Below are 16,734 nucleotides of genomic sequence, written 5' to 3' on the forward strand. Positions count from 1 at the left end.
GATAATCCCGCAGTGGTGCGTAGCAATCGGCCTGGGCCTCATCAGCGAGCAGACCGGGCAGCAGTCTCAGCAATCGCCAGGCCAGTGGCCCCTTGTCGAAGGGCGATAACTCCGGAATATCGTCGCCAAGCACGCCACGATACGCACGCCAGACGAAGCTTGAGGGCAACGGAAAATCCACCGAAGCAGCGATGCCATCGGCCTCGGCCAACGACAGTCTGAGCCACTGCGCCATGCCATTGGACTGGACGAGAAAGGTTTCCGGCACCAGCGGTGGCTGGGGAGCGGCCTTGATCACCTTGAGTGCCAGGTCGCGCAGGTCTTCAAGATGATTGGCGTGGAGAACGGTAAACATGCGGGCATCCTGCTGGGAGAGACAACCCGGCCATCGTGGCCGTGGCAAGCCGCTGCGCGGAAATGAAAAAGGATGGATCTATCCTAGCGTCGCAGGCCCGACACCCCAAACGAAAACGCGCACCACCCGTGAAGGTGATGCGCGTTTTCAGGCAGAGAGGCCACTCTGCCTGAATCCTGAACCAGTGATGCGAGACACGTGATCTGGACGCCAGCGGCCTGATTCAGTAAAGCGTCTAGTGAGATACGTTCATCATCTCACGTCCGCGTGGATTGACCGCCAACCACAGCCCCAGCACGACACCCATCACCGACAATGCGCCCACATACCAGATAGGCGACAGCGGTGAACTCTCCATCATGGCTGCCACCATGATGGGTGTGAAGCCGCCGAAGATGGCGTAGGCAACGTTGTAGGAGAACGACAGGCCCGTGAAGCGCACCACCGGCGGGAAGCCACGAATCGCGATGCTAGGTACGACACCGACGATGCCAACACTGAAGCCAGTCAGGCAGTAAAGCGGGATCAGCAGACTCGGATCACTGTGCATCGTGGTCAAGAAGACCCAGTAGGTCACGCCGAGCAGCCCGCTCCACAACGCCATGGTCACACCGGCTCCGATGCGATCCACCATGTAACCGGAGATGACACAGCCGAAACAGACAGCCACGATCGCCAGGCTATTGGCCGACGCCACTGTCGCGCGACTCAGGCCTTCCAGCCCGCTGATCAGGTTGGGCGTCATCAGAATGACCACCACAATGGCGGCGGTCAGCACCCAGGTGGCCGCCATGGCCACCGCGATTGCCGGACGCTGCTCACGCAGGATCATCTTCATCGGCAGCTCGGCCGCCAGCGTCTTCTTCTGCTGCATCTCGGCGAAGACGGGAGTCTCGTGCAGCCAGCGGCGTAGATAGACCGACACTAGCCCCAGTACACCACCAACGATGAACGGGATCCGCCAGCCAAAGTCACTGATTTCCTCGACCGAATAGGCATGATTGATGGCGCTGGACATCAGCGACCCGAGCAAGATGCCGCCGACGAGTCCCATCGACAGCGTCCCGCAGGCCAGACCATTGTGGCGCGGCGCGACATGCTCGCTGACGAAGACCCAGGCACCTGGCACTTCGCCGCCGACCGCAGCGCCCTGGAAGATGCGCAGGATGACCAGCAGCAGCGGAGCCCACAGACCGATCACGGCATAGGTCGGCAACAGGCCCATCAACAGGGTCGGCAACGACATCAGGAAAATGGACAGCGTGAACATCTTCTTGCGGCCCAGGGTGTCACCAAAGTGAGCCATGATGATGCCGCCCAGCGGACGCGCCAGATATCCGGCGGCAAAAATGCCATAGGTCTGAACCTGACGCAGCCATTCGGGAATGTCCGGTGGAAAGAACAGCTGGCCGATGACACTCGCGAAGAACACGAAGATGACGAAGTCATAGAACTCCAGCGCGCCGCCGAGGGCAGACAGGCCGAGTACCTTGATGTCACCACGCTTGAGCGTGTTTTCGGGCGATGCAGAAGCACTGGCAGCAGACGGGGAAGACGCTGCGGGGACGGAATCGTTCATGGGTCTCTGATTGGCGGGGGCTGGTGTTCAGCGGTGATCAAGGATGATTCACGCGTCGTGCCTGTTGTTATATGGGCGTTCCTGCGGTCTGGCTAACGACGGAGACGCCAGAAAGCGAGCGAAAAGACCGAGGGGCTCTGATGTTGGCGACGACGATGGTGCGGAATCCTGCCTGCGTCTGGCGCACTACAATATTGCGTATAACGCAATACATGGCAGCACAACCATGCGTTTCATGTAACGCCACCAGAGTAGCAAAGGCTGCCTGGACTGGGTAGCACCCTCCTGTGCCAATTTCATATATTAATGAATCAAAATAGACAGATACAAGAACCCCGAAGCCCCTGATGAATGCTCGCGCCAACATGATTCATGCGAACTCATCAGGGACTTCGGGGCTCAGTAATATCAGGTCAACACAGTGGTTCAACGACAGTGGTTCAACGACAGTGGTTCAACCACCGCCGCTCAGCAGCAGCGGAGCAACAATCGATGATCAACAACAGTACCCCCACCCCTCAAGGCGCTTGCGGATGTCTTCGACGCGCTGACGATTCTTGCCCAGGTCAGAATGCCCCATGCGCGAGACACTGCGCACGTGACAGACGCCTTCCTGCTCGTTGCAGACGATTTCCACATCATCGACAAAGCCCAGCAAGGGTGTATGGAACTCAGCGTGCAGGTATCCATCGTCTGCACTGATGATCTCGGCATGGCCGAGGGATTCGATAATGCCGTGCAGTTTCTCCATGGCACTGACACAGCAGTCCGTCGGCATGGGAAGTGGGGCAACGAAATGCTTGCTGTCGGTGGCCTGGGAACTGACCCCATTGGGGGTGCTGGGCGCAGGTGCCAGCAGACCATCGTGCAATCCGAGATTGTCGGGACGGGGTGAGGCAAAAAGTCCTGGGCGCATTGCGAATCCTTCCTGTCATCTCTGGGCCATGTACAACGTCTATCGCGCTGCCGGCCTGATTATTGATGAAACGCGGTGAGAGCTTCTCGTGAGGCCTCGTGCCAATGCACCTGCCAGTGCACGTTCGAGGATGACGACAAATTACAAAGGCCTCGACTTTCAGCGTAGCGACTTTTGTCGACTTTGCTCGTGATATGAACGGATAAAGCATGATCCACATCAACTGCCTGAAAATGCACACCGCATGAAGCACGTTCAGCGTGACAGCGCTTCGTCCTCACCGATGCAATCCGTACACTGATGACATTTCGCCTCGTTCCAAAGCTATCTACATAAGGACAGCGTCGTGAGCTTCCGCTTTCTGCACACCTCCGATTGGCATCTCGGTCAGAGCTTTCATGGCCAGAGCCGTCACGTCGAGCATGCGGCCTTCCTTGACTGGTTGCTCAGCCAGCTTGCGCAACACGCACCGGATGCCCTGCTGATCGCGGGGGATCTCTTCGACGTGGTCAACCCCAGCCTTGCCGCCCAGGAGCTGCTGTACGACTTCATCGTGCGGGCCCATGAGCAGGATGCCGCCCTCGAGATCGTGATGATTGCCGGCAATCATGACTCCGGCTCGCGCATCGAACTGCCAGCCGCCCTGCTCGCACGCCTCAAGACCCATGCCCTGGGCCGCGTACGCTGGGTAGATGAATCTTCACACGGTGGAGAGGCTCACACTCTCGATAGCCAACATCTGCTGGTGCCGCTACACGATCGTGACGGAACCCGCCGTGCCCTATGTTTGGCGGTGCCCTTCCTGCGTCCTGCCGAAGTCACCGGCTTGAGCGCTGCGCGTCACGATGAAGACGAAAGCAAGGCAGAGCGCACACGTAGCGAGTCCTATCGTGATGGCGTGGCACACGTGCACGAAGCGCTGGTACGCGCCGCCCGAGCAGAGCGACAGCCTGGCGAGGCATTGATCGCCATGGGCCATGCACACATGCGCGATGGCGAAGTGTCAGAGAACAGCGAGCGTCCGATTCTGATGGGCGGCGAAGAGGCGTTACCGACGAGCCTGTTTCCCACTGATATCGCTTATGTAGCGCTCGGCCATCTGCATCGTCCGCAGCGGGTTGGCGGTGAGGAGCGCATCCGCTATTGCGGCACGCCGCTGGCGATGGATTTCTCTGAGGTCGATTACGGGCATCGCGTGCTGGAGGTGGTGCTCGAGGGTGAGCAGCTCGAGAAGGTGTACGAGCATCGCGTGCCTTGTCATGTCGAGCTTTTACGTCTCGGGCCGGCACCACTCGCCGCGATCACCGCGCAGCTCACTCAGACAGCAGCCAACGCTGACAAGCATCTCGAACAGGCACGTTGGCCGTGGCTTGAGGTGACCGTGGAGCTTGAGTCTCCGGTGATAGACCTGCGCGCGCGCATCGAGGAGCTGCTCGAAGAAGCGCCCCTGCGGTTGATCAAGCTGGCCACTCGCTACCCTCGACCGAGTGCGGAGCATCGCCAACCAGACAACGTGAAGCTCGATGAACTTGGCCCGCTGGGACTACTTGATCGCCACTACCGCGCGATCTATGACAGCCCACCTGATGCGACGCTGATCGAGGACTTTGCCCAGCTGCTCGAGGAAGTCGAGGCCGCGCGTGAGGCACGCCTCGAAGGTGAGCCAATGAAAGGCACATCGCTGGCCAACGACACTCTCCCGTCAGGAGACAAGGCATGAAGATTCTCGCATTGCGTCTTGAAAACCTGGCGTCGCTGGCAGGCCCACAGACAATCGACTTCGAGAGTGGTGCGCTCGCAGATGCCGGTCTGTTCGCCATCACCGGCCCGACGGGCGCCGGCAAGAGCACGTTGCTCGACGCTTGTGCCTCGCGCTTTATGGCACCACGCCCCGCCTGCGTCAGACACCCGGTGGCGGCCAGCTGGACGATGTCAGTGACCAGAGCCTGACCCTCAAGGACCCACGCAGTCTGTTGCGTCGTGGTTGTGGCGAAGGCATGGCAGAGGTGGACTTCATTGGCCGTGATGGCCTGCGCTACCGCGCCGGCTGGAGCGTCAGCCGTGCGCGCGGCAAGCCCGGTGGCCGTCTGCAACAGGCCAGGCAACATCTGCAGTTGTTACCTGCGCCCGGTGATGAGTCGTCAGCACAGACCCTCAATACCACCAGCAATGATGCGAAAGCGCTGATCATCGACAAGCTCGGCCTCAACTTCGATCAGTTCACGCGCGCGGTATTGCTGGCCCAGAGCGAATTCAGCGCCTTTCTGCGCGCCAATGATAACGAACGCTCGGAGCTGCTCGAGAAGCTCACCGATACCGGTCACTATTCCGAGATATCCAAGGCAGCCTACGAGCGCGAACGCCGTGCGCGCGAGGCAGTCAACGAGATAGAGCGCACGCTGGAGGGGCAGCTTCCGGCAAGCCCGGAAGCACGCGCAGCCCTCGAGAATGAGGTCAGTCAGCGCCAGTCTGCCCTGTCACGGCTCAGCGAGCAGCACGATGCGCTGACGGCATACCATCAGTGGACTACCACGGCCCTGGCACTCAAGCAGTCATTGAGCCAAGCCCAGCAGGGACAACGCGATGCCCACGCAGCCAGTGATGCACTGGCCAGTGAGCGCGAGCAACTCAGTGCACTGGAAGCCATCGCACCGGTTCGCCCTGCTCTGCTACGCCTCAGGACGATTGGTCCTCAGCACACACAACTGGCTACGCAGCTGACGCAGGTTCAACAGCAACTCAGTCTCCTGACACCACAGCGTGAGCAGGCCCATATCGACAAGAAGACCGCCGATGAAAAGATGGCACGCTGCGAGGGCTGGCGCACCGAGCAATTGCCACAACGCGACGAAGCGCAACGCGTAGCCTCACGACTGGAGCAGCAGCGCGAAGCACATGCCAGTAAGCTGAGCGAGCTTGGGCAATTCCGCGAAATGCTGAACCGACATCAGCATGACCTAGAGGTACAGAATCGACAGCGTCAGCAACTCGATCAGCAACTCCAGCAGCTGCAGGCGGCGCTGGTCGACGAGTCAGGTCAACCGCTTGAGGATGCAGAAAGCTATCGCGATCATCTGCAACGTCAGCGCGATGCGCTCTTCCAGCTGACCCCCTTGCTACGCGAGCAGATTAGCTGTCTGGCGCGTCACGATGAGGTCCACAAGCGTCTGGTCGAGCTTGAACAGCTGCTACCACGACAGCAGCAAGCGCTGAACGATGTCACAAGCCAGAAGCAGCGCACACAACAGGCGCGCGAGCAGGCACTGAACGAAGAAGAGGCCGAGCGTCGCCAGCAAGAACGTGAGCGACTGGCACGCAGTGACAACGTGATGGCACTGCGCCGTGGGCTGGTGACTGGAGAAGAATGCCCGGTATGTGGCGGTCATGATCACCCCGCCGCTGGCAAGGCAGCACCGGCTGAGGCGCTGATCGCGCAGCTGGAGCAACAGGCAGATGAGCGTCTTGAGCTACGCCGCCAGGCGACAGCCTCCGCCCAGCAAGCCGTGGATGCTGCCAATCATGAGCATACTCGTCTCGAACAGCAGCTTGGCTATCAAGGCCAGGAACAGACACAGCTGCAATCGGAGCTGTGCGCCTTGCAGCAACAGGCACAGCAGACCCAAGCGAATATCGCTCAGGCAAACAGCGCTCCCGCGTTGGCCCAGCAAGCGTTGGCCGAGTCGCTGACGCAGCTGCCAGCAGCTGATGCCCTGACAGTAGTCGAACAACGTCTTGAAGCCCTGGAAGCCCGCCAGACCCAGCTAGTCGCGACTCTGCGCCAGCTGACACCATTGCACGAGCAACAGCAGGCTTTGACAACGCAACATGCGACGCTGGTGACGCAGTGTCAGCATGGCGAAACGCAGATTCAACAGCATGAGACGCAGCTCGCAGCGCTATCGAAGGAGATCGACCAGCTGAGCAACACGCTGGCCCAGCAGCTGAACGCAGACTCCAGGCGACAGCATGCAAGCGTGAGTGACTGGTCAGCATGGATCGAGAAGCACACGGCCAATACTCGCAATGCGCAGGACACGGCGCGCCAGACACTGCAGGAACTCAACGACCAGCATCAGCAACTGACACAGCAACAGGCCAATCTGGCGCAACGCCAGACTGAGTTGAGCGAGGAGCAAGCCGCTCTCACGGCAGAGCGTGCGCGCTGGCAGGCAGCGAATCCGACACTGGATGATGCTCGCATCAATGCCCTGCTCGCCGTCGAGGATCATGATCTGCAGGCACTGCGACACCAGCTGCGAAGTGTCCATGAGCGTGTCGCTCGTGCGGACACCTTGTGCGAGGAGCGCCACGCTCGTCATCAGCACCACTGGCAAGCCGCACAGACACCCGCATGGCAAGCAGTACTCGAGCGCCTGGCAATGCCGGTAACGGAAGAGACTGAAATCGTGGTGGGTGAAGAGGTGGCCAGCAGCGATGTTGCCATTCGCACACAGGCCGAGCAGGCACTGACATGGACGCTGAGACTGGCGCTGACATCAGGCTCTCAGTCTGCGGCGATATCCGACAAGGAGGGAGCTTCCACGCATGAGCTTGTCGATCATCAGAATGCTCACTGCAGCGATCATCACGACAGCCTGAGCGAGCTTGCTGCGGTGCTAGTCAGCCTGAGCGATGTGCTGAAGACACCACTTGCTCGTATACGCGAGATGTATCAAGCGGCTCAGGCTGCGGTACTCAATGACGACCAGCGCCGCACGGGAAGCGATGCGTTACGTGACTCTCTCGAGGCCGCCCGCGCGCAACATGAACGCTGGGGCGCACTGTCAGAGCTGATTGGCAGTGCCAGTGGCGCCAAATTCCGTGGTATCGCCCAGGCCTTCAATCTGGAGCGCCTGATCGAACATGCCAATCTGCATCTGGCCAATCTGGTGCGCCGCTATCGTCTGGCACGTGGCGCCAGCCCGCTGGGGCTGGTGGTGGTGGATACCGAGATGGGCGACGAGCTGCGCAGCGTGCATTCACTGTCCGGCGGCGAGACCTTCCTCGTCTCGCTGGCATTGGCATTAGGGCTCGCAGGCATGGCGTCTGGCGAACTGAAGATCGAATCGCTGTTCATCGACGAAGGCTTCGGCAGCCTCGACCCAGATTCACTGGCACTGGCGATGGAGGCGCTGGATGGCCTGCAGGCCAGTGGTCGCCGTGTCGGTGTCATCTCGCATGTCGCCGAGATGCATGAACGCATTCCGGTGCGCATCGCCGTCAAGCCGGCCGGCAATGGCCAGAGTCGACTGGAGATCGAGAGCTGACACGAGGAATGCCCACCATTCGAGAAACGCTCTTCAGCTCCGTTCAGCGCAGCTGCTTGAGGCGTCGGCTGGCAAGCTGATCCGCCAGCCGCGTGGGCTCTGGCAGCTTGGTCTTGCCCAGGCAGTGCCGCGTCAGCGCCAACGCGGTCTCGAGATCCATGCGATGGCCCGGTGAGACGAATACCGGTTTGACGTTGATGCGTGAGCGCAGCACGGCACCCAGTCGGCTGCGCTGCTCGCGCTTGGCACGTGTCGGATCATCGATCAAACCAAGTGCTGCATCAGGCTCGCGAACACGATCCATCAGTGCCACCCAGTCACCGCGCTCCTCTCCCGGCTCATCATGCTTGCCACACAGACGCTTCTTGGCGACGCCAAGTGCTGGCAGATCGCACCATAGCCCCAGGTGTGCTGCCACGCCTAGGCGGCGTGGATGCGCGATACCGTGACCATCGACCATCAGGCACTCGGGTGGCTGCTGAAGCAATTCCAGTGCGGCGATGGCAGCCGGCAGTTCTCGAAAGGACAGTAGACCCGGAATGTACGCCATGCGCGTTGGCTGGCGTACCAGCCGCTGCTCGAGTGGCTCCAGCGTGGCCAGGTCCAGCGTCACCACGGCGGCACGCGTGATCGCCCCCTCTTCCTCGAAGCCAATATCGACACCGGTGATGGTGGCAGGCCATGCGTCTGGCGATGTCCAACCGGCTGGAGGTATCAGGCTCAGCCGAGTGGCCAGTTCACGCTGTAGCGCTACGGCAACCGTCGGCGTGAGGCTCCAATCATGCAGTGCGGACATCATGCCTCCTACTTGTCGGATTCACCTTCCAGCTGCTTGCCGAGCGAGCGCAGCACGTCAGCCGCCTGATCGCGGAAGCTATCCAGTCCATTTTCCACCTCTCCCATACTGCGCTCCAGCTGACGCGAGAGTCGGCTGGAGAGCGGCTGGTCCGCGCGGGCCGTCAGCTGTTCAGGCGTCATGTCCAATACCAGTCGATAACGTATATCTCCCGGCGCCTGTGCCTGGGTCGGGTCGCTCACAGCCTCACGCGTGAAGCGCGCGAAGTCGATGCTAGCTGCCATCTGCTTATCTTCAGGATGAATCAACAGGCGATGAATCTGGCCATTTGCATCGCTCAATACATCCTCGACCTGCCCTAACGGCTTCCCATCCGGTGTGACGACGGGCGCTAGCCGCAACGCCTCCAGCGAGACCAGTGCAAGCGTGATTTCTGGCGAGGCACTGCTCGTCGCTTCCTGAGCCTGTACCGACAGACCCGTCAGTAACATGGGGGCTGCCAGTATCGCGCACAGCAACAGGCGACTAGCCGCAGGTGCCGACCGCTGAAAAGCATGTCCGCCGAGTGCATGAATCATGTGATATTCCTCATAAAGACAGGGAGTTGCGTTAACAGAAGCTTGGCATCATCGAGGCGACTAGCCAACGACCACAACAGGATATCAGTCTGGCTTATCCTGTTTCGCGGGCACAAAAAAACCGGCACCTCTTTTATTAGAGGTACCGGTTCTATTAGCACTATCGCTCAATGAGCGACAGGCTCATGCCAGATCAGGCGCGACGACGGTCGTCGCCACCTTCACGGCGCTGCGGACGTGCGCCACCAGCGGCAGCACCATCTTCGGCCAGTTCCAGCGGGCGACCAGCGACGCGAGCACGCGCCATCTTGGACACGACGCTGGTCGGCAGACCACTCGGCAATTCCACGACACTGTGCGTGTTGCGAATGTCGATGCGACCGATGCGTGCACCTTCGATGCCGCCTTCGTTGGCAAGTGCGCCAACCAGCTGACCCGGCTTGACGCCGTCACGGTGACCAACAGCCACACGATAGAGCTTCATGCCTTCACGGGCGACCGGGGCAGAAGTGCGACGCTCGCCACGTTCTGCACGCTCACCGCCACGTTCCGGACGCTCATTGCGCTGCTCAGGACGACGTGCACCCGGCTTCGGCAGAGACTGAATCGGCGTTTCTTCAGCACGTGCCATCTTGACGAAGACAGCAGCCAGTTCGACCGGATCGTGACCTTCGTCGACCAGGCTCTGCACCAGGGCGCGATGGCCGTTGGAGCTGCTACCCAGTGCTTCGACGACGCGTGAACGGAACGCAGCGTCACGGTGACCGCGGATTTCTTCTTCGCTCGGCAGCTGGCGTTCGGTGATGCGCTGGCCCAAGGCCTGCTCGATCCAACGAACCTTGCGCATTTCACGACCGCTGACGAAGGTGATGGCGCGACCTTCACGACCGGCACGGCCAGTACGACCAGTACGGTGCACGAAGGATTCGCTATCACCCGGCAGGTCATAGTTGAAGACGTGGGTGATACGCGCCACATCCAGACCACGAGCGGCGACATCGGTAGCGACCAGCACGTCGACCTTGCCACGCTTGAGGCGGGTCACGGTACGCTCGCGCAGGGACTGATCCAGATCACCGGACAGGGCCGCCGCGGAGATACCGCGTGCGATCAGCTGCTCGACAACAGTGGTACAGGCAGCACGAGTCCGCACGAAGACGATAGCAGCATCGACTGTCTCGACTTCCAGCAGACGAGACAACGCTTCCAGCTTGGCACCGCCTTCGACACGCACCATCATCTGCTCGATGGTAGATGCCATGCCGGATTCGGACTTGATGGCGACCTTGACCGGATCAACCAGGTAACGGTTGACGATACGCTCGATTTCGGTCGGCAGAGTCGCGGAGAAGAAGACGCGCTGCGCTTCCTTCGGTGTATCAGCCACGACGCGCTTGACGTCATCGATGAAGCCCATACGCAGCATTTCATCGGCTTCATCAAGCACAAGGCTTTCAGGCCGTTGAGGTTGAGGCTCTTGCGATCCAGGTGATCGATGACACGACCCGGGGTACCAACGACGACGTGGGCGCCGCTCTTCAGGCTGCGCATCTGCTCGCGGTAATCCTGACCACCGCACAGAGTCGCCACTTCCAGGCCACGCATGAACTGACCGTAACGAGTGAAGTTGACAGCGACCTGCTGAGCCAGCTCGCGGGTCGGAGCCAGCACGAGAACCTGCGGCTCACGGCGGTCAAGATCAAGACGGGTCAACAGCGGCAAAGCAAAGGCAGCGGTCTTGCCGGTACCGGTCTGCGCCTGGCCGATCATGTCACGCCCTTCAAGCAGACTCGGGATGGTCTGAGCTTGAATGGGGGACGGAGTTTCGTAGCCCAGCTTCTCGAGAGAGGTCAGGACGGCAGGCAGCAGGGCAAGATCGCTAAAGCGATCGACGACGGAAGTCGTGGTCATGTATATCTCACACCTAAATGGCCACAAGTAAAGCTTGCGGCTGAAGAATGGGTCGGCTTGAACCGACACGAAGCGTAAGGGCTCCGTCTGGCGATGCCGTCAGGCACAAGGCACTGGCATCATCAGAAAAAACGTACGAATACGTACTTGGACGTCTTGGCATGGACGGGCCCGGGTTGCACTGAAGGCGGACGCAATTCCACTTTCAGGCACAACGCTGCGGCGACCGTACAGCAACCAGAGGCTCTTTCTACATACGAGTCTCGGGACGCTCCATCATGCACACTGTGGACAGGGACGGGTCTTGCATCGTGGCGGCCGGACGTCGAAAATTCGAGGGGTCACGGATGGCTCGGGCAAGCTACGCCACGCGGTCCGGGAGGCACGAAATACCGGCTGATGGCCATATATAAAAGGCGATCGCGTCGGGTTCGGCTACTCAGGATGGTGGGTCACTACATGCGAGGAACTGGCATTCTAGCAGCCCCTCACGCATTCTGCATCTTTTCTTTTGACCTTGGTCGCAGACTGCCTGACATTCTGGCCTTCACAATCCCTCTGGGAGCTACCTGCATGACCGACACCATATCGCCGTCTGAACATGTCACGACAGCGCCTTCTGAACACCAAACAACACTGTGGGTGGATGCTGATGCCTGCCCGCGTGCCGCACGCGATATTCTGGTACGGGCAGCGGAGCGCACTGCCACGCCGACCTGGTTCGTGGCCAATCATCAGGTGCCGCTGCCGCGCTCCGTTCATGTCAAGGCGCTATCGGTGCCTGCGGGGGCTGATGCCGCTGACCAGCTGATCGTCGAGCGCGCTCATCCGGGGGACATGGTGATCACTTCTGACCTTCCGCTGGCACTGGAAGCTATCGAGAAAGGCGCCCACGTCATGACCACCCGTGGTGAGATTCTGGATGCAGACAATATCCGTGCGCGCGTGCAGATGCGCGACTTCATGGAAAGCATGCGCTCCAGCGGCGAGCATACCGGCGGCCCCTCGGCTTATGGCCAGCGCGAGCAACGCGACTTCGGCAATGCGCTGGATCGCTGGCTGGCGAAGGTCAGACGCCCCAGATCAGGCGCCTGATTCAGGCCGGATGCAACGACAGTGAGATAAAACCCTCTTGTCAGGCGTGGCGGCGGATGCCCTGCCCTTTCAGGCGCTCGCGATCATGGGACGCCTCAAGCTCCAGCGCCGGGCCAATGGGGACGATGCCGGTCGGATTCACGGCAAGCTGGCTGCCGTAGTAGTGAGTCTTGATGTGATCGAAATGGCAGGTCTCGGCGATGCCCGGCCACTGGTACAGCTCGCGCAGGTAGTTCGAAAGATTGGGATAGTCGGTGATGCGGCGCTGATTGCACTTGAAATGGCCGTGATAGACGACATCGAAGCGCACCAGGCTAGTGAAGAGTCGGATATCCGCTTCGGTCAACCATTCACCGGCAAGGTAGCGTGAGCTGGCCAGACGGCTTTCCAGCGAGTCCAGACATTCGAACAACGCCGTGAAATGACGCTCATAGGCTTCCTGACGAGTGGCAAAGCCGGTCTTGTAGACACCATTGTTGACCCTGTCATAGACCTCGGCATTGATTGCATCGATCTCGCCACGCAGATCCTCGGGATAGAAGTCGAGGTCATTGCCGGTCAGCGGATCGAAGGCGTCGTTGAAGATGCGCACCAGGTCGGCGGATTCGTTGCTGACGATGCGCCCCGCCTTGCGATCCCACAGCGCCGGTACGGTGACACGGCCGGTGTAGTGCGGGTCGGTCATGGTGTAGAGCTGATGGTGGTAGCGCACGCCGTTGATTGGATCACCACTGGAGCCTTCTTCCTCGAGATAGCTCCAGCCATGCTCCAGCATGTAGGGGCTGGTGAAGGACATGCCCACGACCGATGTCAGTCCCTTGAGAGAACGCATCACCAGCGCACGGTGGGCCCACGGACAGGCCAGCGAGACATAGAGATGATAGCGCCCGTCTTCGGCGGGAACCGCCGCCTGCCCGTCAGGGCCCTGCTCGGTCGCACCGGGGGGCACGACCCAGTCACGCAGGCTGGCGCTCTCGCGCTTGAATTCTCCACCGGCACCCTTGGTGTCGTATCCGCGGTCCTGCCAGCATCCCTCGACCAGTAATCCCATGCTGTTTGCTCCTGTTGATGATCAACGACGGCTGCTGTCAAAAATGGCAGCCAACACGTTGAAGCTACATTGCTGACATCTTCGTCAGACCGGCTGCGACGCGCAGATGTTCCACCATCGCCTGAATGGCAGGGCCGGCACGGTCTTCATCTGGCAGATAGAGCACCAATGTGGCGTCACGCTCACTGCCATTCGCCAGCGATAGTCGTTTGAGACGCCCTGCAGCCAGTGAAGCTTCAATCCGCGTCTGGGGTAGCCAGGCAAAGCCCAGCCCGCGCTCGATAAGATCAACCGAGGTTGCCACATGACTAACAGTCCAGCGCGCCTCGGCCTTGAGCCACCCTGCATCCATGTCGGAGGTGGCCGCGCTATCACGCAATACCAGCTGGCGGTGCTGAACCAGATCTCTTAGATCCAGCGGGCGCTGCAATTGATGTAACGGGTGCTCAGGAGCCGCCACCGCGACAAAGGGCACGCGCACCAGAGGTACGCCGAGATGATCTCTCATAGCCAGACCGCTGATCAGGAGATCAACCTGCTTGCTATCGAACAGCTCACATCCTCCCGTCAGTACCGTCTCGTGCAACTGGACACGTACCTGAGGATAAGCAGCGGAAAAGGCTTCCAGCGCTCGCGCCAGCACGTCGGGAGGAAACAACTGATCCACGGCAAGCGTGATTTCGCTCTCCAGTCCGGCAGACAATGAGTCAGCCACCTCTTCCAGTGCCTGGGCGTTCTCTATCAACTGACGTGCGCGCCTGAGCAACAACTCTCCCGCTTCAGTCAGACGAACATTACGCCCAGCCGGCTCAAGCACCTTGACGCCAAGCAATGACTCCAACCGATGAACAGCATGATTGAGTGTTGAAGGACTCTTGTGAATGGCCTCGGCTGCACGGGCAAAGCTGCCGTGATCGATCACGGCGGCCAACATTTGCCACTGAGCCAGTGTCACGCGTGACGACATCGAGGGAACTCTCCAGAACGCGTGCGGTAATACACGTGAGTCAATCCTGACATGACGAAGATAAAAAATCAGACAACATATGCTGGGCACCATCGTGAATGACAGGACATCCAGCATTCACTGCTTGACGGCAACTGGTAGCAATCATCTTCCATCAGGTTGCCATCCTCTCAATGTGAGCGGGCAATTGCGGCCTTTTACTGCATTGTTACAAAATTTAACACCCAGCAGGATTTACTACTTGAACAGTGTTTCTTAAGCAAAAATGGCGCTATTTTCGTCCGACCTCATGCTACAGACACCTCTATTCGCACTAGCCATGATAAAAATAAGGTTGAATTACTCATACTGGATATGTGTCCACCCTATCGGTGGTGAAAATCCTTGGTTAAGGTTCGAATGCTAAATTTGTTGTCATCTTTTCACTTCACTTATTCATTATTGGTCACCTTAATGCTGCGAATCCTCCATTCGCTCCCACGCGTGCACAAGTATCTTCTTTTACCTGTTGCGACAATGGTCACCGTGCTGGGCGCTCACAAGCTTATCGAAACTCTTGATACTCAAGATGTTTCACCTATCTCGAAAAGCATTGCCATCGACCTGGCTGGCGCAGATATGCGCGCTACAGGCTCAATGACGATGCCTACTCCTGGCACCGACACCGCGCAAGCTCCTCTGTCTTCTGCCAGCCGGTCTGCTGCCAGCCTGGATGCCGAACAGCAGGCCATTCTAGCCACCGGTGATATTCCACTGGCCGCACTCAAGCCCAGCGAAATCGTCGATATCAATTTCGACATGCCCACGTTGCTGACAGATGAAACCTATCATCCCAAAGCAGACGCGGCCGGCCCTGTCGTGGCTCTGGCACCGGTTGCGGTGAAGACAGCCGAAGCGGTTATCGGGACAGCGACTGACGAGCAAGCGGGTGGCACCTCTTACGATGACCTGTCGGTTGATCCGGTCGAGCTGGGGGAGAGCCCTACGCTTCAAACCGAGCTGGCAGCCAAGGAAGTCTACGTTCCCGAGTGGCAGACCTATACCGTTCAGGCGGGTGATACCTTTGCCGTGATGGCTGAGCGCTCTCTAGGCCTGGGGTATAGCGAGACGACACGTATCATAAAGTCCCTGCCGGACAAGCGCGTGCTGACCCACTGGCGAATTGGCGACAGCTTCGACTACAAGCTGGACGAAGAGGGTAATCTGCTGGCACTGCGCATCATGAAAGATGCTCGTCGCGGCTTCATGGTCAAGCGTAATGCCGATGATACTGCCTTCAATGTCGCCAAGATTGAGAAAGCGACTCAAGCCACTCAGCGCATGTTCGCTGGCGAAGTGAGCGGCAGCTTCTCGCTGTCTGCCGAGTCCACTGGTCTTGGCGTCGCTGATGTCACCCAGCTGACACAGGTATTGGGCAAGAAGATCGATTTCCGTCGTGATACCCGCAAGGGCGACAAGTTCCAGGTATTGGTCGAGTCTGACATGATCGAAGGTACCAGTACCGATTCGCGCATTCTGGCCGCCCGCTATGAAGGTGCACGCAAGTCGTTGACGGTAGTGCGCAACAGTAGCGATGGCCGCTACTACACCCCAGATGGCAAGGGGCTTGATCCCGCATTCAATCGCTATCCACTGGCACACAAGGCGCGTATCAGTTCGCCATTCAACCTGAGCCGCCGTCACCCCGTCACCGGTCGTATCAGCCCGCATAAAGGCACCGATTTCGCAGTACGTGTCGGCACGCCGGTACTATCGACTGCTGATGGTGTGGTCGAACTGGTCGGCAATCACCCGCTTGCCGGACGCTATCTGGTACTGCGCATGGATAACGGCTACAAGACACGCTATCTGCACCTCTCCCAGCCGCTCGTCAAGAAAGGTGAGCGTGTAACGATGGGGGAGAAGATTGCACTATCTGGCAATACCGGGCGTTCCACTGGCCCACACTTGCACTATGAAGTGATGGTCAACAATCGTCAGGTCAATGCGATGCGCGTTCAGTTGCCAAACAACAATTCACTGTCTGGCAAGGCGCTGGCCTCCTTCAAGCGTGAATCTCAAAACATGCTGGCCAAGCTTGAAGCCGCTGACAACACCGGTGCCATCGCCAAGACTTCTACCGCATCACACGGCGACGAAAGCTAGCGATATGGCAGGTCGGCGAGTCGTTTGACTATCCTGTTCGCCCGCCCTGCATTGCATACCTTGTCCCACAAAAA

The 16,734-nt window shown here is 59.5% G+C and carries 10 protein-coding genes and 3 pseudogenes; 5 read left to right on the forward strand and 8 right to left on the reverse strand.

What is annotated here, in order from left to right; genetic code table 11:
* Position 1: 1 nt before the first annotated feature.
* The 3 genes and pseudogenes from BF12_RS23515 to BF12_RS0101605 all read right to left on the reverse strand — a co-directional run.
* Positions 2-355: pseudogene (locus BF12_RS23515) on the reverse strand (exodeoxyribonuclease V subunit gamma); the annotation flags it as partial.
* A 235-nt stretch (positions 356-590) separates the two neighbouring features.
* The gene (locus tag BF12_RS0101600; RefSeq protein WP_024950737.1) at positions 591-1,934 is read right to left on the reverse strand and encodes an MFS transporter; all 1,344 of its coding nucleotides are present in this window, start codon (positions 1,932-1,934) and stop codon (positions 591-593) included.
* A gap of 496 nt (positions 1,935-2,430) precedes the next feature.
* The gene (locus tag BF12_RS0101605; RefSeq protein WP_024950738.1) at positions 2,431-2,850 is read right to left on the reverse strand and encodes a DUF1499 domain-containing protein; all 420 of its coding nucleotides are present in this window, start codon (positions 2,848-2,850) and stop codon (positions 2,431-2,433) included.
* 346 nt (positions 2,851-3,196) lie between these two features.
* Between BF12_RS0101605 and BF12_RS0101610 the strand changes: the two genes are divergently transcribed.
* From BF12_RS0101610 to BF12_RS22575, 3 genes and pseudogenes are all read left to right on the forward strand, one after another.
* A complete protein-coding gene (locus tag BF12_RS0101610) occupies positions 3,197-4,570 on the forward strand; it encodes an exonuclease SbcCD subunit D C-terminal domain-containing protein (protein ID WP_024950739.1) in 1,374 nt (457 codons plus the stop codon).
* A pseudogene (locus BF12_RS22570) lies at positions 4,567-5,195 on the forward strand (AAA family ATPase); the annotation flags it as partial. The gene BF12_RS0101610 and the pseudogene BF12_RS22570, both read left to right, overlap by 4 nt.
* A gap of 2,607 nt (positions 5,196-7,802) precedes the next feature.
* Positions 7,803-8,117, forward strand: a complete 315-nt coding sequence (locus tag BF12_RS22575) for an SbcC/MukB-like Walker B domain-containing protein (protein ID WP_248623587.1) — start codon at positions 7,803-7,805, stop codon at positions 8,115-8,117.
* A 43-nt stretch (positions 8,118-8,160) separates the two neighbouring features.
* On the opposite strand, the gene nfi is transcribed toward BF12_RS22575, so the two are convergent.
* The 3 genes and pseudogenes from nfi to BF12_RS18200 form a co-directional block, all read right to left on the reverse strand.
* Complete coding sequence (gene nfi, locus BF12_RS0101625; RefSeq protein WP_024950742.1) at positions 8,161-8,916, reverse strand: deoxyribonuclease V; 756 nt, start codon at positions 8,914-8,916, stop codon at positions 8,161-8,163.
* A gap of 5 nt (positions 8,917-8,921) precedes the next feature.
* The gene (locus BF12_RS0101630) at positions 8,922-9,491 is read right to left on the reverse strand and encodes a hypothetical protein (protein ID WP_024950743.1); all 570 of its coding nucleotides are present in this window, start codon (positions 9,489-9,491) and stop codon (positions 8,922-8,924) included.
* Between the two features lie 193 nt (positions 9,492-9,684).
* Positions 9,685-11,402: pseudogene (locus BF12_RS18200) on the reverse strand (DEAD/DEAH box helicase).
* 573 nt (positions 11,403-11,975) lie between these two features.
* On the opposite strand from BF12_RS18200, the gene BF12_RS0101640 reads away from it, so the two are divergent.
* Positions 11,976-12,497, forward strand: a complete 522-nt coding sequence (locus tag BF12_RS0101640; protein WP_084487921.1) for a YaiI/YqxD family protein — start codon at positions 11,976-11,978, stop codon at positions 12,495-12,497.
* Positions 12,498-12,537: 40 nt separating this feature from the next.
* Here the strand turns inward: BF12_RS0101640 and BF12_RS0101645 are convergent, their stop codons facing one another.
* The gene (locus tag BF12_RS0101645; RefSeq protein WP_024950745.1) at positions 12,538-13,548 is read right to left on the reverse strand and encodes a glutathione S-transferase family protein; all 1,011 of its coding nucleotides are present in this window, start codon (positions 13,546-13,548) and stop codon (positions 12,538-12,540) included.
* A 64-nt stretch (positions 13,549-13,612) separates the two neighbouring features.
* Positions 13,613-14,515, reverse strand: coding sequence for a LysR family transcriptional regulator (locus tag BF12_RS0101650; RefSeq protein WP_024950746.1), 903 nt, complete (start codon positions 14,513-14,515; stop codon positions 13,613-13,615).
* Between the two features lie 642 nt (positions 14,516-15,157).
* On the opposite strand from BF12_RS0101650, the gene BF12_RS0101655 reads away from it, so the two are divergent.
* Positions 15,158-16,660, forward strand: coding sequence for a peptidoglycan DD-metalloendopeptidase family protein (locus BF12_RS0101655; protein ID WP_246116436.1), 1,503 nt, complete (start codon positions 15,158-15,160; stop codon positions 16,658-16,660).
* The last annotated feature ends 74 nt before the right edge of the window (positions 16,661-16,734 follow it).

This window comes from Cobetia crustatorum (assembly GCF_000591415.1).
Taxonomy (GTDB): domain Bacteria; phylum Pseudomonadota; class Gammaproteobacteria; order Pseudomonadales; family Halomonadaceae; genus Cobetia; species Cobetia crustatorum.

Coding starts and splice junctions, on each gene's coding strand:
- BF12_RS0101600 (WP_024950737.1), bottom strand. CDS start 1,934: ATGAACGATTCCGTCCCCGCAGCGTCTTCCCCGTCTGCTGCCAGTGCT.
- BF12_RS0101605 (WP_024950738.1), bottom strand. CDS start 2,850: ATGCGCCCAGGACTTTTTGCCTCACCCCGTCCCGACAATCTCGGATTG.
- BF12_RS22575 (WP_248623587.1), top strand. CDS start 7,803: ATGGGCGACGAGCTGCGCAGCGTGCATTCACTGTCCGGCGGCGAGACC.
- nfi (WP_024950742.1), bottom strand. CDS start 8,916: ATGATGTCCGCACTGCATGATTGGAGCCTCACGCCGACGGTTGCCGTA.
- BF12_RS0101630 (WP_024950743.1), bottom strand. CDS start 9,491: ATGATTCATGCACTCGGCGGACATGCTTTTCAGCGGTCGGCACCTGCG.
- BF12_RS0101640 (WP_084487921.1), top strand. CDS start 11,976: ATGACCGACACCATATCGCCGTCTGAACATGTCACGACAGCGCCTTCT.
- BF12_RS0101645 (WP_024950745.1), bottom strand. CDS start 13,548: ATGGGATTACTGGTCGAGGGATGCTGGCAGGACCGCGGATACGACACC.
- BF12_RS0101650 (WP_024950746.1), bottom strand. CDS start 14,515: ATGTCGTCACGCGTGACACTGGCTCAGTGGCAAATGTTGGCCGCCGTG.
- BF12_RS0101655 (WP_246116436.1), top strand. CDS start 15,158: ATGCCTACTCCTGGCACCGACACCGCGCAAGCTCCTCTGTCTTCTGCC.